Consider the following 24,216-nt stretch of genomic DNA (forward strand, 5'->3'; position numbering starts at 1 on the left):
CCGCGACGCGGGCGCATCCTCCCCGCTGTGTCGTTCCCTCCCCTGATCCGTGTCGCTCCGGCGAGGGAGAGCCGGTGCGGGGCGGGGAAGACGGGAAGGACCGGCGCGCGGGGCGCTCGTCACTGAGGAGCGGTTCCTCCGTCGGCGGCGCGGACCGCCTCGACGAGGTCGCGCCAGGGGCCGGAGAGATGCTCCTCCGGGATCACCTGCTCATGCCGTTCGCGGCGGATGCGCGCCTCGATGCGCCAGACGAACCGATCCGCGCCCGTGCCCGGCGGCGGCTTCTCGTCCCACGGGCAGCGGTCGACGAGCAGCATCCAGTGCTCGGCATCCCCGGCGGGCCGCACGCTCCACCGCCGCGTCATCCCTGCGATGCCGCCGCTGCGCGCCACACGGATCGCGACGCCGTCGTCGGTGTCGGTGTCGGACGGGATCCCGACGGGCGGGTCAGCCGGCGGAGTGCCCATCGCCCGTCGCTTTGATCACGCCCACCGATGCCCAGGCCATCCTCGCCGCGTCGCCGGTGGCTGTGCTGACGGCGTCGGCCTCGGCGATCGTCGCGACCGCGAACTGGGCGAAAGTCGCCGACGCCGGCAGTCCGCCGGACAGCGCGCGGTACCAGACGGAGCCCGCCGCCTCCCAGGCCTTGCCGCCGAGCTCCACCGCGAACAGCGCGAAGGCCCTGTTCGGGATGCCCGAGTTGATGTGCACCCCGCCGTTGTCGTCGGAGGTGGTCACGTAGCCGCCCATGTCGGCGGGCTGGGGATCCTTGCCCAGCTCGGGGTCGTCGTACGCCGTCCCGGGATGGAGCATCGACCGCAGCGCCTTGCCGTGCACGGCCGGGGTGAAGATGCCCGCGCCGATCAGCCAGCTGGCTTCATCGACGGTCTGGTCGAGCAGGTGCTGCTCGGTGAGGGCTCCGAACACGTCGGCGATGGACTCGTTCAGCGCGCCGGACTGCCCCTGATACTCGAGGCCCGCGGTGTACTGGACGACGCCGTGACCGAGTTCGTGCCCGATCACCGTGGTCGAGGCGGTGAAGCCCCGGAAGACCTCGCCGTCGCCGTCGCCGAACACCATGCGCTCGCCGTTCCAGAAGGCGTTGTCGTACCCGGATCCGTAATGCACGGTCGCGTCGAGGGCCAGCCCCTTGCCGTCGATCGAGTTGCGCTGGAACGCGTCGAGGAGCATCTGGAACGTGGCCCCCAGCCCGTCGAACGCCTGGTTGACGGCGGCATCCGCGACGGTCGGCTCATCCTCGGTGCGCACGACCGTGCCGGGGAGCGTCTCGGTGCCGTGGGCATCGCTGATGGTGCGGTTCGGCGCCGCCTCGACGGTGGCGACCAGGGTTCCGTTCTCGTCGATCGACAAGCGCAGCTGCGAACGCCGCGCCGCGGGCGGCGCGGCGATCAGCGTCTGTCGCGCCGCCTCCGCGGCCTGCATGTAGCGCTCCGACTCCGCGAGCCTCGACAGGAGATACGAAGGGATGATGCTGTGCCGGAGCGGGCTGGTCCGCCCGGCCCTCCGGTGCGCCCCCTGGTGTGCGGTCGGCCCTCCGCGGCCCTCGTGAATCGTCATGACGCCCTCCGTTCCGCTCCGTGTCTTCGACGATACGCCGCACGTCGGACATCGGACGCGGATCCCCCGAAGGGGCGGGATCAGAGCCGGTCCACGGCGGTCACGACGACGACCGCCTCGCCTGCCTCGTCGGAGGCGTCGAGATCGACCGTCGCGGAGATCCGCCAGTCGTGGTCGCCCGCGGGGTCGTCGAGGATCTGCTGCACGACCCAGGAGCGGGCCGGACGCTCGTGGCCCGGCCCTCCCGTCTCGTCGATGATGAGCAGCGCGGCGCTGCGGGCATCGGGGCCGGTGCGGATCTCGTCGTGCTCGGCGAAGTACGCGTCCAGCGCCGCATCCCAGCCCGCGGTCCCGAACTCGGGGTCGAGCCCCGCCAGGGCGTCCAGATCCTCTCGGGCTGCGAGCTGCACGCGACGGAACAGCTCATTGCGCACGAGGATCCGGAAGGCCCGCACGTTCGTCGTGAGCCGCTTCGGCGCCGGGGGCACCACCGGCTCGTCGTCGTGCGAGACGGGATGGCCGGAGACGAGCTCCTCCCATTCGTCGAGCAGGGAGGAATCGACCTGGCGCACGAGCTCGCCCAGCCATTCGATGAGGTCGCGCAGCTCCTCGGTCTTCAGGTGCTCCGGGATGGTCTGCGAGGCGGCCCGGTACGCATCGGAGAGGTAGCGCAGGACGACGCCCTCGGAGCGGGCGAGCTTGTACAGCGCGACATATTCCCCGAACGACATGGCTCGCTCGTACATGTCCCGCACGACCGACTTGGGATGCAGCTCGAAGTCGCGGATCCAGGGCTGCGCCGCGCCGAAGGTCTCGAACGCGGCCGACAGCAGCTCTTCGAGGGGCTTCGGATAGGTGATCTCCTCGAGCGCCTCCATGCGCTCCTCGTACTCCATGCCCTCGCGCTTCATCGCCGCCACGGCCTCGCCGCGCGCGACGAACTCCTGCTGGCTGAGGATCGCGCGGGGATCGTCGAGCGTCGCCTCCACGATCGAGAGCATGTCGAGCGCGAAGGCCGGATCCTCCGGATCCAGCAGTTCGAAGGCGGCGAGGGCGAAGGGGGAGAGCGGCTGGTTCAGCGCGAAGTTCGGCTGCAGGTCGACGGTGAGGCGGATCGTGCCGTCGGGGTCGCGCTCGACGATGCCCGACTCCCGCAGGGTGCGGTAGATGCCGATGGCCCGGAGGGCCAGGATCCGCTGCTTCACCGGCGGCTCGTGGTTGTCGTATACCAGTGCGCGCATATTCGCGAAGACGTCGCCGCCGCGTCCGATCACGTTGAGCATCATGGCGCTCGTGATCTGCAGGTGCGAGGTGAGCGTCTCGGGCTCGGCGGCGATGAGCTTCTGGAACGACGACTCGCCCCAGGACACGAACCCGTCCGGCGCCTTCTTGCGGATGATCTTGCGCTTCTTCTTCGGATCATCGCCGGCCTTGCGGATCGCGGCGATGTTCTCCGATTCGTGCTCGGGAGCCTGGGCGACGACCGTGCCGGCGGTGTCGAAGCCGGCGCGGCCGGCACGGCCCGCGATCTGGTGGAACTCCCGGGCGTTGAGCTGGCGCATCCGGGTTCCGTCGAACTTCGTCAGCGCCGTGAGCAGCACCGTGCGGATCGGCACGTTGATGCCGACGCCGAGCGTGTCGGTGCCGCAGATCACGCGCAGGAGTCCGCGCTGGGCCAGCTGCTCGACGAGCCGGCGGTACTTCGGCAGCATGCCCGCGTGGTGCACGCCGATGCCGAGCCGCAGCAGCCGGGCCAGGGTCTTGCCGAACGAGGTGGTGAAGCGGAAGCCGCCGATGAGCGCCGCGATCTCGTCGCGCTGCTCGCGGGTGGCGACCTTCGCGCTCGCGAGCGCCTGGGCGCGCTCCATGGCCGCCGCCTGCGAGAAGTGCACGATGTAGACCGGGGCGCGGTCGGTGTGCAGCAGGTCGTCGATCGTCTCGTGGATCGGCATCGTCTCGTAGAAGAAGTGCAGGGGGACCGGGCGCTCGACGCCGGTCACGACGGCGGTGCCCCGGCCGGTGCGCCGGGTGAGGTCCGCGGCGAGCTCGGTCACGTCGCCGAGAGTGGCCGACATCAGCACGAACTGCGCCTGCGGCAGCGAGAGCAGCGGCACCTGCCAGGCCCAGCCGCGATCCGGGTCGCCGTAGAAGTGGAACTCGTCCATCACGACCTGGCCGACCTCGGCGTCCGGCCCCTCGCGCAGCGCCAGGTTCGCCAGGATCTCGGCGGTGCAGCACACGATCGGTGCGTCGGCATTGACGGCGGAGTCGCCCGTCACCATGCCGACGTTCTCCCCTCCGAAGACCTCGACCAGGCTGAAGAACTTCTCGCTCACGAGCGCCTTGATCGGGGCCGTGTAGTACGTGCGGCGCCCGGCGGCGAGGGCGGCGAAGTGCGCGGCGACGGCGACCAGCGACTTGCCGGTCCCGGTCGGGGTGCTGAGGATCAGGTTCTGCCCCGAGACGATCTCGATGACCGCCTCGTCCTGCGCGGGGTAGAGCGAGATCCCGGTGGACTCGGCCCATTCGACGAACGCGAGATAGACCGCGTCAGGATCCGGATCCCCCGCGGCCGGGCGGACGACGGACGGATCGAGGCGCGCAGACATGATGCATCGATCATCCCACCCGCCGGAGTCGCCGAGCGGCTGGTCTGGGGGCCACGGCCGGCACAACTCAGGCTGGACGATCGGCTCCGCCTCGGAATGGTCCCGGAATCCGGGCTTCCGTGACCTCCAGCCTGAATACGGAGAGATGCTCCGCCCCGCCCCGGGGTCGTAGGCCGGGGCGACCGCTCGCGCAGTCGGCGCCCGCGACCCGCACGCCGGGTCAGGCCGCGGTTGCGGCCTCCAGCGCGATGCGCACCATGTCGCCGAAGCTCTGCTCTCGCTCCAGGGCCGTGGTCTCCTCGTGCGTGACGAGATGGTCCGACACCGTGCAGATGCTGAGGGCCCGCCGGCCGAAGAACGCGGCGAGCGTGTAGAGCGCGCTGGTCTCCATCTCCACGGCGAGGGCGCCGTGTGTGACGAAGGGCTCGGTCAGCTCGGGGCGGGTGCTGTAGAACTGGTCGCTCGAGAAGAGCAGGCCGACGTGCACGGCATGGTCGAGGTCCGCCCGCTCGCTCGCCTCGACGGCGCGCCGCAGCAGGGAGAAGTCGGCGACGGGGGCGTAGTCCTGGTCGTGGAAGCGGATCCGGTTGATCCCCGAGTCGGTGCACGCGCCGTTCGCGATGATGATGTCGCGCATGCCGACCTTCTCGGTGAGCGCGCCGCATGAGCCCACCCGCACGATCGTCTGCACGTCGTACTCGCGGAACAGCTCGTTGGCGTAGATCGACATGGACGGCTGCCCCATGCCGGATCCCTGCACGGAGACGCGATGCCCCTGCCAGGTGCCGGTGAAGCCGAGCATGCCGCGCACCTCCGAGTAGCACTCCGCGTCGTCGAGGAAGGTCTCCGCGATCCACTTCGCCCGCAGCGGGTCTCCGGGGAAGAGGACGACGGGGGCGATCTGGCCGGGCGCGGCGGCGATGTGCGTGCTCATGCGATCAGGGTAGCGAGACGGATCCGGCCGGGGCCTGGCCGTGCGCGGATGCGCGGGCGGGCGCCGGATTGCGGAACGGGCGCCGGATTGCGGAACGGGCGCCGGATTGCGGAACGGGCGCCGGATTGCGTGGGCGGGCGCCGGATTCCGCAGGCGGGCGCCGGATCCGGCGGTGAGCGCGGCCGGGCCTCAGCCCTGCCGGCGGACCATCTCGGCGATCCACAGCGGAGCGAACGGCGAGGTGCAGTTCGGCGGCGTCGGGTAGTCGGCCAGCACCTGCAGGCGTTCCCCGATCGCGATCGCACGGTCGCGCAGCGCCGCGTGGTGGATGCCGATCTGTGCGAGCGTCTCGTTCATCGCCCACTGCTCGCGCGCGGGCGCGGCCACGAGCTCGCGTTCGATCCGGTCGAGCAGCCCGTCGAGGTCGAGGCCGTCGGGATCCTTCGCGACCCGGGCGGAGGTGAGCGACCAGGCCGCCGCACGCGCATCCGGATCCGCGTCGTCCAGCCAGCGCAGGCGCAGCTCCTCGGCGAGCGGCGACTTCTTCACGAGGTAGGCGACGAGCCAGTCGTGCGCCTTCGCGCTCTGCGTCGCCCGCAGCATGCGGTCGAGATCGTCGGCGTCGAGGGCGCGGGGCTTCGCGACGAGGATGCCGAGGAGCTGTCCCGCCACATCCCCGGAGTCGTACAGCTCACCGGCGAGCTCCGGATCCGTCCCGATCCGCTTCGCGAGCGCGCGCAGCTTCGAGAGGTTCACGCCGTGCGCGTCGCCGTGGCGCTCATTGACCGCGCGCGCCTTCGGATCCTCCAGGGCGGCGAGCTCGGCGAGGGCGTCGGCAAGGGTCGTGGACATGCCGTCAGCCTAGAACCGTGTGTCGAACTCCGTCGATCCGGGGGATTTCGACCGTGCGCCCGCGGAACGCGCCGAATCGACGGAGTTCGACACCGCCTCGCGCGCGCAGGTGCGCCGGGATCCGTGCGTGAGCGACAATGGTGACGCAAACATCGCGTCCGATCCCAGGAGAGCCATGACCGAGACCCCGAGCCCCGCGCTCACCCACCGCGACGGCGCCCTGCTGCGCCACGGTCGGCCGTTCCGGATGCTGTCGGGAGCGGTGCACTACTTCCGCATCCACCCCGACCAGTGGGAGGACCGGCTGCGCCGCCTCGCGGCGATGGGGGCGAACACGGTCGACACCTACATCCCGTGGAACTTCCACGAGCGGGTCGAGGGTGAAGCGGACTTCACCGGCTGGCGCGACGCCGAGCGGTTCATCCGGCTCGCCGGAGACGTCGGCCTCGACGTCTTCGTGCGCCCGAGCCCGTACATCTGCGCCGAGTGGTCGAACGGCGGGATCCCGTTCTGGCTGAGCGCACGCACGGGCGCCCTGCGCACGAGCGACCCGGTCTTCCTCGCCGCGGTCGACGCCTGGTACGACGCGCTGATCCCGCGGCTGGCCCCGCTGCAGGCCGCGCACGGCGGGCCCATCACCGCGGTCCAGGTCGAGAACGAGTACGGATCCTTCGGCAGCGACCACGACTATCTCGTGCACCTGCGGGACGCCCTGCGCTCGCGCGGCATCGTCGAGCTGCTCACGACGGCCGACGGCACGACCGCGGACATGGTGCGCAACGGCAGCGTCGAGGGCGCGATGGGGTCGTTCACGTTCGGCACCGGAGTGGCGCTCGCGAAGAAGCTGCGCCGGCCCGGCGACGCGCTGATGTGCGCGGAGCTGTGGGGCGGATGGTTCGACCACTGGGGCGAGCAGCACCACGTGCGGTCGGCGGCGAGCATGATCGGCACGGTCGAGGAGCTGCTCGCGGAGGGCGGATCCGTGAGCCTGTACATGGCGCACGGCGGCACGAACTTCGGCCTGTGGGCCGGCGCGAACCACGACGGCGCGCTGCAGCCGACGGTCACCTCGTACGACTCCGACGCGCCGATCGGCGAGGACGGATCCCTGAACGACAAGTTCCACGCGCTGCGGGCCGTCTTCGCGCCATTCCACGACGGCGACCTGCCGCCGATCCCGGCAGCGCCGCGCCGGCAGCCGGCCGCCTCGGCTCCGCTGAGCCCGGTCGCGTCGCTCCTCGACGTCGTGCGCGCCGTCCCCGCCGGTGCTGCCGTGCCGATGCCGCTCTCCTTCGAGGAGCTCGGCGCCGAGGACGGTCTGGTCGTGTACGAGGCGGAGATCACGTACGCCCCCGGTGCCGCGCTGACCGTCGACGTGCTGCACGACCGGGCGGTCGTCCATCTCGACGGCGTGCGCCTCGGCGTGCTGGAGCGGGACGGCGAGCGGTCGCTCGAGCTGCCTGCGGAGGGAGGATCCGGCGTGCTCACGCTCGTCGTGGAGAGCCAGGGGCGCGTCAACTACGGCCCGCACACGGGGGAGCGCAAGGGCATCCTCGCCGGGGTGCGGATCGGGCGCCGGTTCGCCCACGGCTGGACCCACCGTGTCGTCCCGCAGGAGGCGCCCGCGGATCCGGCTCTGCCCGACGCGGCGGCCCCGGCGGCCGCAGCGCCGATCGATGGGCTCGCCGTCGCCGTGTTCGACGTCGCAGACCCCGCCGACGCCTGGCTCGCGTTCCCCGGCGCCGGCAACGCCCTGGTGTGGCTGAACGGGTTCCTGCTCGGACGCTCCCGTGCCGTGGGCCCGCAGGTCACGCTGTATGCGCCGGGCCCGCTGTGGCGGGAGGGACGCAACGAGATCCGCGTGCTCGACACCGACGCGCTCGGATCCGCCGTCGAGATCCGCGAGGAGCCCGACCTCGGCCCGGTGGAGGAGTTCATCGGGTCGTAGCGTGCCCGGTGGGCGAGGGGCCGCGCGCACAGTTCAGGCTGGACTTCGCGGGCGCGCCGGTATCGGCGGTCTTCGGGGCCCTTCGGCGAGCTCCAGCCTGAGTTGTGCACGGACGGGAGGCGAGCCCGCCGTCGGCTCGAGACCGATCCGGGTCCGCGGCCGGGACCGGATTCGCCGCGGGGACCGGATCCGCGGCCGGGGCCGGGTCCGCGGCGGGGACCGGATCCGCCTCAGTCCTCGTCGCGCAGGCCGGCGCGGATGCGGCGCAGATCCTCGGTGAGGGAGCCGATCAGCACCCAGTTGCGCGACGACGGCGGACGGATGTCGAGCGCCGAGGTGAGCGCCGGGATCGCCGAGGTGAGCGTCTCGGGCTCCGGATCCACCTCGGCGAGCTGCACGGCGAGGCGCACGTCGTGCCCGGCGCGGTGCAACTGCTCGGCGATCGCCGGCACCGACGGCTCATCCGGCAGGGTGTCGTCGTACTGATCGACGTAGGCGCGGGTCATGCCGATGACCTGCGTCACGATCGGGCCGAGCCGTTCGAGCAGCGCGCTCATCGCCGCGAGCTCCGTGCGGTGCCGGGATCCGCGCGGGTTCAGGGTGAGGGATTCCTCGCCCGCACCGAGCGACGCGTCGGCGGCGTCCTTCATCGGACGCAGCAGCCGTGCCTCGAGCATCAGCTCCTGCAGGCGCGCGGGGCTCTGCGGTTCGGTGAGCGCGTCGCCGAGCCGGTCGAGGGTCGCCGCGAGCTCTCCGCCGAGCAGGGCGAGGTCGCGCCGCGCCGGATCCACGAGCACCGGGGGCACCACGACCACGTTGACGACGAAGCCGATGGCCGCGCCGATGAGGGTCTCCAGGATCCGGTCCACGGCGTAGTCGGGGCTCGCGGATCCGAGCGCGAGCACGAGCATCGCCGAGATCGCCACCTGGTTCGCGGTGCCCGGCGTCGCCTTGAACGACCACGCCACCACCATCGCCACGACGACCGCGAGCAACACGACCCAGCTGAGTCCGCCGAGGGCGAGGCTCAGCAGCACCGCGATCACGACGCCCGCGATGACGCCGATGCTGCGTTCCACGGCCTTCGCGAACGACTGGTTCACGCTCGGCTGCACGACGAGCAGCGCGGCGATCGCCGCGAACACGGGAAGGTGCCCCGGCACGAGCCAGCCCGCGATCAGCCAGGCCGCGATCGTGGCCGCGGCCGACTTCGCCACCTGCAGCAGCGGCGCGCGTCGTGCGGCGCGGAGGGCGGCGAGCGGACGCATGACTCCACGGTAGTCCGCGCGGCTGTGCGCGGTGCGACCCGCAGTAGAGTGACGCGCACAGCGTCGGATCGGATGGATTCGTGAGCAGCACTCGGGGAACGCGCAGCGGCCGCAGGGTCAGGGGAGCCCTGTTCCTCGTGGTGCTCGCGCTGCTGAGCATGCTGGTGGGCGCCGAGGGCATGCGGGTCGGCGGCGATGCCGAGGAGGCCGACGGCCGCGCCGCGTTCTACGCGCAGCCCTCGCCGGTGCAGGCCGGGGCGCCGGGCGCCCTGGTGAAGACCGAGGAGCTCGTCGGGGTGCCCCCGCTGACGCGGGCATGGCGGATCATGTACCACTCGACCGACCTCGACGGCGCGGACGTGATCGTGACCGGCGTGCTCGTGGTCCCCCTCGGTCAGGCACCGGCGGGCGGCCGGACGGTCGTGTCCTGGGGGCATCCGACCACGGGCTCTGCGCCCAAATGCGCGCCCTCGTACCAGTTCGATCCGTTCCTGCTGACCGAGGGGCTGCGGGCGATGCTCGATCGCGGGTACGCCGTGGTCGGCACCGACTATGCCGGGATGGGCACGGCCGGTCCCGATTCCTACCTCGTCGCGGTGACGGAGGCGCGCAACGTGCTCGACGCCGTGCGCGCGGCCCAGGGGATCCCCGAGGCCCAGGCGGGCGAGGACGTCGTCCTGTGGGGGCATTCGCAGGGAGGTCAGGCGGTGCTGCGCGCGGCGGAGATCGCCGGGTCCTACGCCCCGGAGCTGCGGATCCGCGCGGTCGCGGCCGCCGCCCCCGCCGCTCAGCTGGACCGACTCGTGAAGGCGCATCTCGACGACATCTCGGGGGTCACGATCGGCTCGTACGCCTTCCCGGCCTACGCCCGTGTCTACGGCGCCACGGTGCCGGGTGCGCGACTGGACGGGATCCTCACCCCTGCGGCCATCGCGGACGCCCCGCGGATGAACCGGCTCTGCCTGCTGAGTGATCTCTCCGAGCTCCACGCCATCGGGACGCCGCTGGTCGGGAACTTCTTCCTGGCCGATCCGACCGTCACGGAGCCCTGGCGGACCCTCCTCATCGAGAACTCCGCCGGATCGGTGCCCTTCGCCGCGCCGCTCTTCCTCGCCCAGGGCGAGTCGGACGCGCTGGTGATCCCCGCCGACACCCGTGCGTTCGCGGAGCACGAGCGGGCGATGGGCATGGACGTCACGTTCGAGGCGATCCCGTTCGCCGACCACGGGACCGTGGCCTATCTCGCGATCCCCGCGCTGATGGCCTGGCTGGACCGGCTCGGCTGACCCGGGGTGGCCGGGGTGCGCGGGGGCCACCGGGGCGCGCCCGGGTCCGGGGTGTGCCCGGGTCCGGGTTGCGCGGGGGATGCGGACGTTGTGCAGGGAGGCGCCGTGTTGTGCAGGGCCGGCCCTGTCCGCGGTCGTGGATCCGGCCCGGAATCCTGCGTCTCGCGGGCGATCAGGCCCTCGGGACGCCGGATCGACCCTGCAGAACGGCGCGGGGTCCCTGCAGAACGGCGCGTTCGCGGATGAGCTGGATCCGGATCTGAGGTACCCGGCTCGGAAGTTAAGGCATCTGCCCGATGGGGCGAGGGGGCCTTAGCGACGAGCGTATGAGTACCGGAGAAGGAGAGACACCATGGACCTGCACCCCTCGATGAGCTACCGCATCTCGACGCTCGAGATCGAGCAGGCGGCCATCCGCGCCGAGCGCGCGAGGATCGCCGCCGAGCACGCCGACCAGATCGTGCGGCGCGACGGGATCCTGCGCCGCATGTTCCCGCGGCGGCAGACCGGCCGGGCCGCGACGGCCGCGGTCGCGACGGCCGCAGCCCCCGCGGTCGAGACCGCCGCAGTCCCGGCGTCCGCCGCGGCCCCCGCGATCGAGCCCGCCGCGCAGCTCGCGTCCGCATCGGACGAGACCCGCGAGCGCGAGCTCGTCGGCTGCGTCTCGCACGCCGCATGAGCGCGGCGGCGCCCACCGCGGCCCCGTCCGACACCCGGCCGTCCGCCCTGTCGTCGACAGCGGACGTCGCACCCGAGAGCCTCCCGACGACGGATCCGGCACAGGATCCGCTGCCGTCGGGAGGCTCTTCCGCGTCCGTCGAGAACGGGGCCGGCTCTGCCGAGAGCGGCGCCGCGCCCGCGGCGGCTCCCGATGTCCGTGGCGGGTGGCACGATGAAGGCATGTCCCTCGCCACCACGTCGACCGTCATGGTCGGGCGCGATGCCGAACTCGCCCTCCTCGACGACGCCCTGCGCCGCGTGGAGGCCGGCGAGTCCGCCTCCGTGCTCGTCGGCGGCGAGGCGGGCATCGGCAAGTCCCGGCTGACGGCGGAGTTCCGCCGCCGGGTAGCCGACCAGGCCACGGTGCTGACGGGCTGGTGCCTCGACTACGGATCCACGCCGGCGCCCTTCGGACCGCTCCCCGCGATCCTGCGCGGAGTGCTCGACGAGCTCGGCGAGCGGGCCGACGAGGCCGCGGGCCCGGGTCGCGACGCCCTGCAGCTGCTGCTGCCCGAGCGCGCCGTCGGTCCGGTCGACCGGTCGGCGATCCGCCCCGAGGGGCTGCGCGAGACGATCGCGAATCTGCTCGAGGCGGCCGCCTCCGTCCGTCCCGTGGTGGTCGTGATCGAAGACCTGCACTGGGCCGATGCCGCGACCCTGTCGATGCTGTCCTTCCTGCTCCGCGCCCTCGCGGGCCGCCCCGTGCTGTTCCTGCTCACCTGCCGCATCGACGAGGTGCGCCGCGGCGGCGAGGTGCGCACGTTCCTCGCCGAGGCCGAACGCGCGCGCCTCCTCGATCGCGTGACCCTCGATCGGCTCGACGCGAGCTCCGTGCGCGATCTCGTACAGCGGCTGCGCGGTCCGGTGGGCGACGCGGGCCTCGCCCGGCTCATGGAGCGCAGCGAGGGCGTGCCCTTCTTCGTCGAGGAGCTGCTCTGCAACGTCCAGGGCCCGATGCCCGACACCCTGCGCGACGTGCTGCTCGCCCGATTCGACGCCCTCGGCGACGACGCGAAGCGCGTCGTGCGGGTCGCCTCGGGGTCCGACGGGGCGATCGCGCATGACCTGCTCGCCGCACTCGCGGGATTCGGCGACGAGCGGCTGGACGAGGCCGTGCGTGAGGCGATGGGCGCGGGCATCGTCGAGATCGCCGATCGGGAGAGCTACGGCTTCCGGCACGCGCTGCTGCGCGAGGCCGTCCACGACGATCTGCTCCCCGGAGAGCGCGCCCGCCTGCACTGGGCGTACGCCGACGCGCTGGAGGCGGCCGGCGCAGCGCCGTCGACGCTCGCTTTCCACTGGCACCGCGCCCATGACTCGCCGCGCGCGCTCGCCGCAGCCGTCACCGCGATGCACGAGGCGAAGAACAGCTACGCCTTCTCCACGGCGGCGCGGTTCGGCGAGCTCGCGCTGGAGTTGTGGGAGCAGGTGCCCGATGCCGCGCAGGTCGCCGGCATCGAGCGGATCCCCCTGCTCGCGCAGGTCGGATCCATCCTGCGCAACGGCGGCGACGGGGAGCGCGCGCTCGCCGTCGTCTCGCTCGCGCTCGACGAGATCGACCCCGCGGTCGTCGATCCCCCGGTGCACGCACGGCTGCTGCGCGACAAGGCGCTCTACCTGCAGAACCTCGGTCGCGGCGGGTCCGCCGACCTGTTCCTCGAGGCGATCGCGATCATCGAGTCCGAACCGGGGCAGGAGCGGCTGAGAGCCGCACTGCTGGGCTATCTCGCGGGGCGCTACCTCATCGGAGCGCGGCTGGAGGAGGCCGTCGCGACCGCCGACGAGGCGTTCCGGATGGCGGAGTCGATCGGCTTCGACAACGTCATGTCGGTCGCCGCGAACCTGCGCGGCTGCAGCCGGATCCATCTCGGCGAGGTCGAGGCCGGCCTCGCCGACTTCCGCCTGTCCTGGGAGCACGCGGCCGATCACGACGCCCAGCTGCGCTACCGGGTCAACTACGCCGACAGCCTGAACATGCTCGGGCGCTTCCGCGAGGCCGTCGAGGTCGCCGAAGCCGGCGTCGCGCACTCGCGCACGCTCGGCGTGGAGCGGTCGACCGGCGCGATCCTCTCGCACAACATGGTCGAACCCCTTCTCGAGCTCGGTGAGATCGACCGGGTGGAGGAGATCTCCGCGCGCGAGCTCGCCGTGCGCACGCTGCAGGTCTTCCGGATGTACTCGACGATGTCGCGCATCCGGGCGCTGGTCTGGCGCGGCGAGATGGACGAGGCCGTCCGCGTGCTCGGCGAATGGCGATCGATCGCCGAGGGCGTCGCGTCCGTCGAACGGCAGGTCTGGTACTCGCTGCACGACGTCGAGATCCTCATCGCGCTCGGGCTCGGCGATGCGGTGCGCGCCGCCGCGGTACTGCGCACGGTGATCGAGGATCCGGGCCGGCGGCTCGCTCTGCTGGGGCGGATCCTGCTCGAGGGAGGGCGGGTGGTCGCCGACCTCCGTGCGGACGGCCACGGTGCGCTCGCCGAGGCGACCGCCGAGCTCGTGCGCGCGCGGTGGCACTCCCTGCCCGCCGAGCTGCAGCATCCGCACTGGGCCGCCGTGCTCATGGCGCTCCTGGACGCGGATCCGGAGCGGCTCGATGCCGCCGTCGTGCTGGCCGACGGCGACGACGTGCCCGCCGTCTTCCGTCCGCTCGTCCGGTTGGAGCGCGCCAGAGCGCTCGTGGCGGCGGGGGACCGGGCGGCCGCCGTCGAGCGGGCGGCCGAGGCCGCCGCGGTCGCGGAGGAGCTGGGGCACGACCGGCTGCGCCGTCAGACCCGGGAGTTCATGGACGCCGCGGGGCTGCACCGCACCGTGGCGCGCGGTGCGAGCGCGGTGGAGGGCGTCGAGCTCACGGCGCGGGAGCAGCAGGTGCTCGACCTCATCGCCGAGGGGCTCAGCAACCGTCAGATCGGCGAGCGGCTGTTCATCAGCGGGAAGACCGCGAGCGTGCACGTCTCGGCGATCCTGCGCAAGCTCGGCGTCTCCAGCCGCACGGAGGCCGCTGTCGCCCAGCGCGTGCGCTGAGGCCCGACCACGGCCCACGAGCCGCGCGGGGACCGGGGACATCGCTGAGTTCGGAGGCCGCGCCGAAGGGTGCACCCCCGGTGAGGCGTGTCAGGCTGGAGACCGGAGTCCGAGACACGGGCCGACGGGGATGAGATCCGGGGAGTTCGTCATGGCAGCACAGGTCGCACTGGTCACGGGTGCCTCCTCGGGGATCGGGGAGGCCGCCGCACGGCGTCTGCGGGATGCCGGGTTCACGGTCTACGCCGCCGCGCGGCGGGGGGATCGCATGGCGGGCCTGCGGGAGGCCGGGGTGCACACGATGAGCCTCGATGTCACCGACGCCGCCTCCGCGCAGGCGGCGGTCGCGCAGATCCTCGCGGAGCAGGGCCGGATCGACGTGCTCGTCAACAACGCGGGCTACGGCTCGTACGGGGCGCTCGAGGACGTACCGCTCAGCGAGGCGCAGGCCCAGCTCGACGTGAACGTGCTGGGACTCGCGCGCATGACGCAGCTCGTGCTGCCGCAGCTGCGGGCGCAGCGCAGCGGCACGATCATCAACATCGCATCGATGGGCGGGAACTTCACGACGCCGCTCGGCGCCTGGTATCACGCCAGCAAGTACGCCGTCGAGGCGCTCAGCGACGCGATGCGGATGGAGCTGGCCCCCTTCGGCATCGACGTCGTCGTCATCGAACCCGGATCCATCCGCACCGAGTGGGGCGCGATCGCCGCCGCCGCGGTGCTCGAGACGTCGGGCGACGGCCCGTACCGCACGCAGGCGGAGCAGGTCGCGACCTCGCTGGGCCGCACCTCGGCTCCGGGCGCGAGGATGACGTCCTCGCCCGAGGTCGTCGCGCGGGCGATCGTGACAGCGGCCACGGCCCGCCGTCCCCGTGCGCGCTACCGCATCGGCTTCGGCGCGAAGCCCCTCGTGCTGGCGCACCGGATCCTGCCCGCGCGCGTGTTCGACCGTCTCATCCGGCGCGGGATGGGCGTCGCGGGCTGAGCCGCCGTCGGGCTTCCCGGCGGGCTTTCCCCCCCCTCCCACCGGGCTCCACCCGTTCAGGTCGCAGAAGATGTCGCTGTCCGGCGGTCGGAACGACACTTTTCGCGACGGGAACGGAACGACCGCGGGCGGCTGGATCGGGCGGACCGCGCCCGGAACCACCCCCGGGCAGACCGCGCCCGGGACCACCCCGGGCAGACCGCGCCCGGAACCACCCGCGGGCGGACCGCGCCCGGGATTACCCCCGGGCGGACCGCGCCTGGAATCACCCCCGGGCAGACCGCGCCCGGAACCACCCCCGGGCGGACCGCGCCCGGGATCACGCCTGGCGCGCCATCGCCGCCTCGAACGCGCTGCGGTCCAGGCTGAGCGTCCAGACCGTGACGTCGCCGACGAAGCGGGAGAACGCCTCGCCCGAGAACGGGCCGCGATCGTTCACGTAGCAGCCGAAGGCGTCGATCGCCATGAAGATCCGGATGCACGACGCCTCGATGTCGGGGGTCGCGAACTCCCCCTCGGCGACGCCTTGGGCGATCAGCTCCGTGAGGCGCGCCCGGTCGAGGGCCTCCTGCTCCTCGATCGAGGCGAGCAGCGGGGTGCTGAATCTCGACAGATGCCGCGCATTCAGCCAGAGGCGCGCGAGGTCGTCGGCCCGGCGGCTCTCGATCCGGTGCACGAGATGCGCGATCCGGTCCAGCGGCGAGCCGTCGCCGGCGAACATCGCCTCGCGTTCCCCCTCGATCGCGAGCTCGAACGCGGCGATCACCAGATCCTGGACCGCGGGGAAGTAGTGCCCGATGAGGCCGGGGCGGACGCCGAGCTGCTCGGCCACGCCTCTCAGGGTGACGCGCTCGAGCCCTTCCGTCAGGGCGATCCGGGCCGCTTCGTCCAGGATCTCGGCGCGCCGTTCCGTGGGCAGCTTGCGCACGTGCCGGGCGGGGGTCGGATCCACTCTTGACATCATGCACCACAACCTATTGGATGGGTGACCAATAGTCTTATTGGGTTTATGACCAATAGGACGGATCCGATTCGATTCGAAGGGGAATCAGCGATGCACACCGACCTCTGCCACGAGGACAGGACCGTCTCATGAGCGAGACGACGTCCGGAGCGCACCTGCGGAAGAGCCTCGGCCTTCCCTCGGTCGTCGCGTTCGGCCTGGGCTACATGGCCCCGAGCCTGGTCATGGTGATCTTCGGCGTGATCGCCGTCGCGAGCGCCGGGACCTCGGCGACCGTGTTCTTCGTCGCGACCCTCGCGATGCTGCTGACGGCGCTCAGCTATGCGAAGCTCTCCCGCCACTACCCGGTGTCGGGATCTGCGTACTTCTATGCGCGGCGCCTGCTCACCTCTCCGATCGGGTTCCTGGTGGGCTGGAGCGTGCTGCTCGACTACCTCTTCCTGCCGATGGTGGCGTGGCTCGTGCAGGCGGTGTACCTGAACGCCCAGTTCCCCGACGTCCCGGTCTGGATCTGGATGCTCATCAACGCGGGTCTCACGACCCTGATCAACATCGTGGGCGTGGTGCTCAGCGATCGCGTGAACATGGTGCTCACCGGCACGGCGGTGTTCCTGGTCCTGCTCTTCGTCGCCTACTGCCTCGTCTTCCTCGTGCATCATGAGCCCTCCGACTACGTCGCGCCGATCTGGAATCCCCTCACCACCGTCGGCGGGGTGACCGCGGCCACCGCGATCGCGGCCTACTCCTATCTCGGGTTCGACGCCGTCACCACGCTCTCGGAGGAGACGCGGGATGCGAAGAGGACCATCCCGCGCGCGGTGATCCTCGTCATCGCCATCGGCGGGGTGCTGTTCACGGCCGTCGCCTATGTCATGCAGCTCGTCCACCCGGGGTTCGATTTCGGCAAGCCCGGCGATGAGCAGGTGGCGGGGTACCTGCTCTCCATCCAGGTCGGTGGTCAGGCGTTCGCCGACTGGACGAATCTGGCGGGGATCGTCGCGGGGTTCGCGTCGGGCCTCGCGGTGCAGCTGAGCTCGAGCCGCCTGCTCTACTTCATGGGCCGGGACGGCGTGCTGTCCCGGCGGGTGTTCGGCTGGGTGAGCCCCCGCACGAAGACGCCGATCTGGGCGATCCTGTTCACGGGACTGATGTGCTTCGTGGGGATGGGACTGACGACCGACGTCGCCTACTCGTTCATCAACTTCGGCGCCTTCACGGCGTTCACCGTCGTCAACATCTGCGTCATCGCGTTCTTCGTGCGCAAGCACAGGACGCGCCGGCTCAGCGTCCTCGCCTACGTCGTGCTCCCGGCGCTCGGAGCCTGCGTGACCGTGTACCTGCTCACCCAGCTCAGCCCGACCGCGCTCATCATCGGCGGCAGCTGGCTCGTCGCCGGCTTCCTCTGGCTGCTCTGGCTCACCCGCGGGTTCCGCCGGCCGACGCCGGCGATGAGCGCCGACGAGTACGGGGAGATCCCCGCGGACGCCGCCACCCGGCCCCTGCCGGCGCGAGAGCTCGAGGTGATCGACGAATGAGCGCGGCCCTGCTCCCCGAACCCGTCCCGAAGCGCCCGGCGGCCGCGGGTACAGGGGCTCACCCGCCCCGGTACCCGGACGCGCCGGCCGGCGAGCCGACGCTCGACAGCTGGCAGGAGGCACCGCACAATCGCTGGGCGTTCGCCCACATGAGCGAGCTCATGCCGGTCGCGACCGTGTCGCGGCATCCGGCGACCCCGCCGGGGGCGACCGTCCGTCTCGGACCCCTCGCGGCGCGGCTCCCGGATCTCGTCGCGCGGCTCGAGCGGACCTTCACCGATGCGTTCCTCGTGCTCCGAGGCGAGGAGGTGCTCGCCGAGTACTACCGCGACGGCTTCGCCCCCGATCAGCCGCATCTGCTGATGAGCGTCTCGAAGTCGCTGTGCAGCACCGTCTTCGGCGCTCTGGTGGACGCCGGCCGGATCGACCCCGCCGGGCGGATCACCGCGTACGTGCCCGAGCTGGCCGGATCCGTGTACGACGGCCCGACCGTCCAGCAGCTGCTCGACATGGAGATCGCGATCGACTACGACGAGGACTACGTCGATCCGGCGTCCGAGGTGCAGGCGCACGACCGTGCGGCGGGCTGGCGCACCCGGCGGCCCGGCGACGCGGCGAGCAACTACGAGTTCCTCGCGACGCTGCGAGGCAGCGGATCCGTCGGCGAGTTCCAGTACTGCTCGGCGAACACCGACGTGCTGGCCTGGATCATCGAGAGGGTCAGCGGGCTGCGCTACGCGGACGCGCTGTCCCGATTCCTCTGGGCCAAGCTGGACGCCGATCACGACGCGACGATCACGGTCGACGCGACCGGGTTCGGCTATGCCAACGGCGGCGTCTCCGCGACCGCGCGAGACCTCGCCCGCGTCGGACGGATGATGCTCGACGGAGGGGTCGCCCCGCGTGGGCGCGTGGTGTCCGAGGACTGGGTCCGCAGCGTGCTCGCCGGCGGCTCGCGCGAGGCGATGACGTACGAGGGGTTCACCAGCACCTTCCCGAACGGCAGCTACACCCGGCAGTGGTGGTGCACCGGCAACGATCGCGGCAACGTGAGCGGAATCGGGATCCATGGCCAGAGTCTCTGGCTGGACCCCCTGACGGATTCGGTGATCGTCAAGCTCTCCGCGTGGCCGGATCCGGACACCGAGGAGGGGAACGCGCGCCAGAGCGAGCTGCTCCTCGACGTCAGCCGAGCCCTGGACGCGGTGCCGTACTGACGGCTCGGGGGGCGGAGGCGCGACCCGGCCGTGCCGGGCTCAGGCGGCCTCCGCCCGCCCCCGGCGCCAGTACCCCATGAACGCGACCGACCGGCGATCGATGCCGAGGTCGCGCACGAGGTGGCGGCGCAGGGCGGTGATCGTCGACGCCTCTCCGGCGAGCCAGGCGTAGCAGGATCCGACGGCGGCGTCCGGAACCTCCCAGAGCACCTCGTCCTCGCTCGGATCGGCGAGCTCGGTCCCCGTCGTCGCCGCGGGCTCGTCCTCGGCCGCCCGGGTCTCGCCCCAGGCGTGCACCGCCGCGCTCAGGCGCAGCCCGTGCGCAGCGCTCCCGCGGGCCAGCCACCGGATCGCGACGCCCTCGGGTGCGGCGAGGGGAAGCGCGTCGGCCTCGGTGGGGACCTCGATGTAGACGGATCCGGTCACGTGCGCCGGCAGCGACTCGACGATCGTGCAGATCGCCGGCACCGCGGTCTCGTCCCCGGCGATGAGCACCGATCCGGCATCGCCCGGGTTCCACTCCAGCCCTCCGGTCTCGTCGGCGCGGGCATCGGGGCCGATCACGACCAGCGGCGCGCCGGGTGCGGCCGCCGAGGCCCAGGCGGACGCGGGGCCCTCGGTGCCGTGCAGCACGAAGTCGACGTCGATCTCACGGACCTCCGGCCGCACCGCGCGGATCGTGTAGGTGCGAATCGGATTGCGGGTCTCATCGGGGAGTTCTCGCCAGCGGCGATACCACTCCATCATCCCCACCGTCTCGTCGAACTGGCCGACGTCGGTGAAGGATCCGTCGGGCAGCGGCAGGATGAGCTTGATGCGCTGATCGAGGCCGGCGGTGCCGAAGTGCACGAGATCGGGGCCGGTCAGCGTCACGCGCAGGAAGTTCGGCGACAGCTGGGTTCGATGCGCGACGGTGGTGCGGTAGGTCCGGTAGGGGTGATGTGACACGCTCACAAGGATAGGTTAGGCTCCCCTAACATGACGAATCGGGATTCCTCCGGCTCCCTGCTGCCGGCCGGGCTCGAGGCAGAGGGCCTCGCCCTGCACTACGGCCGCACCCCCGTCGTGCACGACGTCGCGCTGAGTCTTCGGCCCGGAGCAGTCACGGCGCTCATCGGCCCGAACGGCAGCGGGAAATCCACCGCGCTGCGTGCCATCGCGCGGCTGCACCGCGTCCACGCGGGTTCCGTGCGGATCGACGCCGCCGGCGCCGATCGCGACGCGGCGGCGCTGGATGCGAAGGAGTTCGCGCGCACCGTGGCGATGCTCTCGCAGTCGCGGCCGCATCCCTCGGGCCTGGAGGTGCGCGACGTCGTGACCTTCGGGCGGCACCCGCATCGCGGCCGGTTCTCCGGCCTGCGCGACGAGGACCGCGCGGCGATCGACCGGGCGCTCGCCCTCACCGGGCTGGACGCGATGGGGGCGCGTCCGGTGGATGAGCTCTCCGGCGGGGAGCTGCAGCGCGTCTGGCTCGCCACCGCGCTCGCGCAGACCACGCCGATCCTGCTGCTCGACGAGCCGACCAACCACCTCGACCTGCGCTACCAGATCGAGACGCTCGACCTCATCCGCGACCTCGCCGATGCCGGCACGGCCCTGGGCGTCGTGCTGCACGATCTGGACCACGCCGCCGCGGTCGCCGATCGGGTCGTGCTCCTCCACGACGGCCGGGTGCGCGCGTGCGGCACCCCGGCCGAGGTGCTCACCGGCGAGAACCTCTCCGCGGCCTACGGGCTGCGCATCGACACCCTGCTCGACGACGACGGCCGGGTGCGCGTGATCCCGCGCGGCCGTCACTCCGCCCGCCGTCCCGTCCCCGAACCGCAGCCCGCCTGATCGCGGGCCGACGCCGCCGCGCCGCACGATCGTCGTCCGACCCCGCCCGGCATGCCCGGATCCCCGATCTCGACCTCCTCTGCTTCCCGACCACCGATCCACCGACCCTGGAGAACCATGCGCAAGCCCCTCGCCGTCCTCTCGCTGCTCGCCGCGAGCACCCTCGCCCTCGCCGGCTGCGGGACAACCTCTGTCGCCGCGCCCACCGGCAGCGCCGCCCCCGCTGCGAGCGCCGAGTGCGCGAAGGACACGACGCGCACCGCCACGGGGCCGGTCAGCGTGACCGACGCCCTGGGCCGCACCGTGAAGCTCGACAAGCCCGCCGAGCGCGTCGCCGTGCTGGAGTGGCAGCAGGTCGAGGACGCCCTCACCCTGTGTGTGACCCCCGTCGCCGTGGCCGACGCGGCCGGCTACCGCCAGTGGGACAGGGCCGAGACGCTGCCCGAGGGCGTCGCCGATGTCGGAACCCGCCAGGAGCCGAACCTCGACGCGCTGTTCCAGACCAAGCCCGACCTCGTGATCGTGGAGGCGCAGACGCGCGACGATGCGATCATCGGCCAGCTCGAGAAGTACGGCGTGCCCGTCCTCGTGACGATCGGCGCCGATGCGAAGGATCCGGTGAAGCAGCTGCTCGCGACCTTCGATCTCATCGCGCAGGCCACGGGTCGCACCGAGCGTGCCGAGGCCGTCGCGACGGAGATGAAGGACCACCTCGCGGAGGCGAAGAAGGCCCTTGCCGCAGCGTCGCCCGCCAGCACCGACTTCGTCTACTTCGACGGCTGGGTCGACGGCGGCACCGTCTCGCTGCGCCCCTTCGGCACCGGTTCGCTCATCGGCGCGATCGGCGGCGAGCTCGGGCTCACGAACGTGTGGAAGGGCGAGACCGATCCCGCCTACGGGCTCGGCAGCACGGACATCGAGGGCATGACGACCGTCGGCTCCGCCACCCTGCTGTACACCGGCACCGACGACCCGGACAGTGAGAGCTTCATCAAGGCCGCCGAGAAGAACCCGGCCTGGGCCTCGATCCCTGCCGTGAAGGAGAAGCGGATCCACGCGTTCCCGGCCGGGATCTGGACGTTCGGCGGGCCGCGCTCGGCCGAGAAGATCGCCGACGCGTACGTCGACGCGTTCACCCGGTGAGCCGCGGGCGGTGCGATGACCTTCCTTCGGGGTCGTTGAGCGAGCATCGGCGCAGCCGAAGCGAGACGAAACGCGGCATCCCCGCGGGAGTGCGGCGTTCCGTCTCGCCTTCGGTTCGCGAGGCGGCCCCGGGAATCGGGGTCCGCGCGCGCCTCGGTGCCGTCGGGGTGCTGGTCCTCCTCGCGCTCGCGCTCATCGCTGCCGCCGGCTGGCACCTCACCCAGGGCACGAGCGGGGCGGTCTGGGCGAACCCCGAGATCCTGCTCGGGGCGCGCCTGCCCCGGCTCGCCGCGGGTGTGGCCGTCGGCGTGGCCCTCGGCATGGCCGGCCTGCTCATGCAGTCGCTGGCGCGCAACGCCCTGGCCTCGCCCGACACGCTCGGCGTGACGTCGGGCGCCTACCTCGCGATCACCGCGGTCGCCGCCTTCGGCATCTCCGTCCCGTTCTGGGCCTCGGGGATCGTCGCTTTCGCCGGCGGGCTCGTGGCCGCCGTGATCGTGCTGGGCCTCGCCGGAGGGGCCGGATCCTCGACGACCCGGCTCGTGCTGGCCGGATCCGCGCTGGCCCTGGCGTTCCAGGCCGCGACCTCGGCGCTGCTGATCCTGTTCAGCGAGCAGACCAAGGGCCTGCTCGCCTGGGGGAGCGGAAGCCTGTCGCAGCTCGGGCTCGAGGCGTTCCTGCGCGCCGCGCCGGTCGTCGTGGTCGCCGGCCTGCTGGCGCTGCTGCTCGCCCGGCGGCTGGACGTCCTCGCGCTCGGCGACGATCTGGCCGCATCCCTCGGGGTGAGGATCCGTTCGACGCGCGTCCTCGGGATCCTGCTCTCGGTGCTGCTCACCGCGACCGCCGTCACGCTCGCCGGCCCGCTCGGGTTCGTCGGCCTGTGCGCCCCCGTGCTCGCCCGCCTGCTGGTGCGGATCGTGCCGGGGCTCGGCCGGCACGCCCTGCTCCTGCCCGCTTCCGGCCTCCTCGGCGCGCTCGTGGTGATCCTCGCCGACGTGCTGCTGCGGCTCCTCATCGGCGCCGAGGGGGCCATCGCCGTTCCGACGGGCGTGGCGACGACCGTGCTCGGATCTGTCGTGCTCGTGGTGATGGCGCGGCGGCTGCGCGATTCCGGACCGACACGACGGCCGCCGTCGATCCGGTTCGGCGTGCGGGGGCCGCTGCGCTTCCGGCTCGTGGTCGGGATCTCGGCCGTGCTGGCGGTCGCCGTCGTGGTCGCTGGCCTGCTGGTGGGGGCGACGCCGCTGCTCACCGGGGACGTCCTGCTCTGGCTGCAGGGGCAGGCACCGCCGCAGATCGCGTTCGCGCTGGACGAGCGGGCCCCGCGGGTGATCGCCGCCGTCACCGCGGGGGCTGCCCTCGCGCTCGCCGGATGCCTGACCCAGGCGGTGAGCCGCAACCCGCTCGCCGATCCCGGACTCCTCGGCATCACCGGGGGCGCGGGGCTCGGCGCGGTGCTCGTCGTCACGAGCGCCGCGGCCTCGACGTTCGGCATGCTCGTGGCGGCGGTGGTCGGCGCGCTCTGCGCGTTCGCGCTCGTGTATCTGCTCGCGTGGCGCGGCGGGCTCAGTGCGGATCGGTTCATCCTCATCGGGATCGGCGTCTCGTCGGCGGCGGTCGCGCTCACGTCCTTCGTGCTGCTGCGGGCGAGCCCGTTCGACACCCCGAAGATCTACACCTGGCTGAGCGGAACGACCTACGGCCGGATCTGGGAGCAGGTCGTCCCCCTGGCGGTGGTGCTGCTCATCGCGCTGCCGGTGGTGCTGATGCGCCATCGCGAACTGGATCTGCTCGCCCTCGACGAGGACACCCCGCGCGTGCTCGGAGTGAAGCTCGAGCGTTCGCGCCTGCTGATCCTCGCCGTGGCGGCGCTCCTCGCGGCGTTCAGCGTGGTGGCGGTCGGCGTCATCGGCTTCGTCGGCCTGGTCGCCCCGCACGCCGCGCGCGCCCTGGTCGGCGGCCGGCATGCGCGCGTGGTGCCCGTCGCGGTGCTGCTGGGGGCGGTGCTGGTCGGCCTCGCGGACGCCGTGGGCCGCACGGTCATCGCGCCCGCGCAGCTGCCGGCCGGCCTCGTGGTCGCGGTCCTCGGCGCTCCGTACTTCGTGTGGCTGCTCTGGCGCTCCCGCGACGTGTGAGCCGGTGGTCGCCCCGGGGTCGTTGAGCGAGGACGGCGAAGCCGACCGAGACGAAACGCGGTGACGTGCGATTGCCGCGTTTCGTCTCGCGCCGGCTGCGCCGGTGCTCGCTCGACGACCCCGGGTGGGTGCCGGCTGCGCCGGTGCTCGCTCGACGACCCCGGACCGTGCGGGCACGG

At 72.3% G+C, this 24,216-nt stretch carries 18 protein-coding genes; 10 read left to right on the forward strand and 8 right to left on the reverse strand.

Annotated elements, in window-relative coordinates:
* Window positions 1–119: 119 nt before the first annotated feature.
* The 5 genes from WFJ01_RS12275 to WFJ01_RS12295 form a co-directional block, all read right to left on the reverse strand.
* Window positions 120–467: a protealysin inhibitor emfourin gene (locus WFJ01_RS12275; RefSeq protein WP_336629174.1), complete on the reverse strand. Its 348-nt coding sequence runs from the start codon at window positions 465–467 to the stop codon at window positions 120–122.
* Window positions 448–1,443, reverse strand: a complete 996-nt coding sequence (locus tag WFJ01_RS12280; protein ID WP_336629287.1) for a M4 family metallopeptidase — start codon at window positions 1,441–1,443, stop codon at window positions 448–450. The genes WFJ01_RS12275 and WFJ01_RS12280 overlap by 20 nt, the downstream gene beginning before the upstream one ends.
* A gap of 215 nt (window positions 1,444–1,658) precedes the next feature.
* Window positions 1,659–4,187, reverse strand: coding sequence for a DEAD/DEAH box helicase (locus tag WFJ01_RS12285; protein WP_336629175.1), 2,529 nt, complete (start codon window positions 4,185–4,187; stop codon window positions 1,659–1,661).
* Between the two features lie 220 nt (window positions 4,188–4,407).
* Entirely contained in the window at window positions 4,408–5,121 is a 714-nt protein-coding gene (deoD, locus tag WFJ01_RS12290; RefSeq protein WP_336629176.1) for a purine-nucleoside phosphorylase, read from the reverse strand.
* 189 nt (window positions 5,122–5,310) lie between these two features.
* Window positions 5,311–5,973: a DNA alkylation repair protein gene (locus WFJ01_RS12295; protein ID WP_295035240.1), complete on the reverse strand. Its 663-nt coding sequence runs from the start codon at window positions 5,971–5,973 to the stop codon at window positions 5,311–5,313.
* A 175-nt stretch (window positions 5,974–6,148) separates the two neighbouring features.
* Between WFJ01_RS12295 and WFJ01_RS12300 the strand changes: the two genes are divergently transcribed.
* Window positions 6,149–7,921, forward strand: coding sequence for a glycoside hydrolase family 35 protein (locus WFJ01_RS12300; RefSeq protein ID WP_336629177.1), 1,773 nt, complete (start codon window positions 6,149–6,151; stop codon window positions 7,919–7,921).
* A 230-nt stretch (window positions 7,922–8,151) separates the two neighbouring features.
* On the opposite strand, the gene WFJ01_RS12305 is transcribed toward WFJ01_RS12300, so the two are convergent.
* Window positions 8,152–9,189 carry an FUSC family protein gene (locus WFJ01_RS12305; RefSeq protein WP_292888063.1) on the reverse strand — a complete coding sequence of 346 codons (1,038 nt, stop codon included), beginning with the start codon at window positions 9,187–9,189 and terminating at the stop codon, window positions 8,152–8,154.
* Between the two features lie 80 nt (window positions 9,190–9,269).
* On the opposite strand from WFJ01_RS12305, the gene WFJ01_RS12310 reads away from it, so the two are divergent.
* The 4 genes from WFJ01_RS12310 to WFJ01_RS12325 all read left to right on the forward strand — a co-directional run bounded on the left by WFJ01_RS12310 (window position 9,270) and on the right by WFJ01_RS12325 (window position 15,207).
* Entirely contained in the window at window positions 9,270–10,475 is a 1,206-nt protein-coding gene (locus WFJ01_RS12310) for an alpha/beta fold hydrolase (protein WP_336629178.1), read from the forward strand.
* A 352-nt stretch (window positions 10,476–10,827) separates the two neighbouring features.
* The gene (locus WFJ01_RS12315) at window positions 10,828–11,154 is read left to right on the forward strand and encodes a hypothetical protein (RefSeq protein WP_336629179.1); all 327 of its coding nucleotides are present in this window, start codon (window positions 10,828–10,830) and stop codon (window positions 11,152–11,154) included.
* A gap of 221 nt (window positions 11,155–11,375) precedes the next feature.
* Entirely contained in the window at window positions 11,376–14,219 is a 2,844-nt protein-coding gene (locus WFJ01_RS12320) for a helix-turn-helix transcriptional regulator (protein ID WP_336629180.1), read from the forward strand.
* A 151-nt stretch (window positions 14,220–14,370) separates the two neighbouring features.
* Entirely contained in the window at window positions 14,371–15,207 is an 837-nt protein-coding gene (locus tag WFJ01_RS12325; protein ID WP_336629181.1) for an oxidoreductase, read from the forward strand.
* Window positions 15,208–15,526: 319 nt separating this feature from the next.
* Here the strand turns inward: WFJ01_RS12325 and WFJ01_RS12330 are convergent, their stop codons facing one another.
* On the reverse strand, window positions 15,527–16,171 hold the full coding sequence (locus WFJ01_RS12330) for a TetR/AcrR family transcriptional regulator (RefSeq protein WP_336629182.1): 645 nt from the start codon (window positions 16,169–16,171) through the stop codon (window positions 15,527–15,529).
* Between the two features lie 128 nt (window positions 16,172–16,299).
* Here WFJ01_RS12330 and WFJ01_RS12335 point away from each other — a divergent pair, with 128 nt between their 5' ends.
* Both WFJ01_RS12335 and WFJ01_RS12340 read left to right on the forward strand, forming a co-directional pair.
* Window positions 16,300–17,706, forward strand: a complete 1,407-nt coding sequence (locus tag WFJ01_RS12335) for an APC family permease (protein ID WP_251448204.1) — start codon at window positions 16,300–16,302, stop codon at window positions 17,704–17,706.
* Window positions 17,703–18,923, forward strand: a complete 1,221-nt coding sequence (locus tag WFJ01_RS12340) for a serine hydrolase domain-containing protein (protein WP_292888043.1) — start codon at window positions 17,703–17,705, stop codon at window positions 18,921–18,923. The genes WFJ01_RS12335 and WFJ01_RS12340 overlap by 4 nt, the downstream gene beginning before the upstream one ends.
* Before the next feature lie 39 nt (window positions 18,924–18,962).
* Here the strand turns inward: WFJ01_RS12340 and WFJ01_RS12345 are convergent, their stop codons facing one another.
* On the reverse strand, window positions 18,963–19,871 hold the full coding sequence (locus WFJ01_RS12345) for a siderophore-interacting protein (protein WP_336629183.1): 909 nt from the start codon (window positions 19,869–19,871) through the stop codon (window positions 18,963–18,965).
* Between the two features lie 30 nt (window positions 19,872–19,901).
* Here WFJ01_RS12345 and WFJ01_RS12350 point away from each other — a divergent pair, with 30 nt between their 5' ends.
* The 3 genes from WFJ01_RS12350 to WFJ01_RS12360 all read left to right on the forward strand — a co-directional run bounded on the left by WFJ01_RS12350 (window position 19,902) and on the right by WFJ01_RS12360 (window position 24,037).
* Window positions 19,902–20,759: an ABC transporter ATP-binding protein gene (locus WFJ01_RS12350; protein WP_295034487.1), complete on the forward strand. Its 858-nt coding sequence runs from the start codon at window positions 19,902–19,904 to the stop codon at window positions 20,757–20,759.
* A 117-nt stretch (window positions 20,760–20,876) separates the two neighbouring features.
* Window positions 20,877–21,902, forward strand: coding sequence for an ABC transporter substrate-binding protein (locus WFJ01_RS12355; protein WP_251448216.1), 1,026 nt, complete (start codon window positions 20,877–20,879; stop codon window positions 21,900–21,902).
* An 89-nt stretch (window positions 21,903–21,991) separates the two neighbouring features.
* Complete coding sequence (locus tag WFJ01_RS12360) at window positions 21,992–24,037, forward strand: iron ABC transporter permease (protein ID WP_336629184.1); 2,046 nt, start codon at window positions 21,992–21,994, stop codon at window positions 24,035–24,037.
* Window positions 24,038–24,216: the final 179 nt, after the last annotated feature.

Origin of the sequence: Microbacterium sp. MMO-35 (genome assembly GCF_037147555.1) — a bacterium.
Lineage (GTDB): Bacteria > Actinomycetota > Actinomycetes > Actinomycetales > Microbacteriaceae > Microbacterium.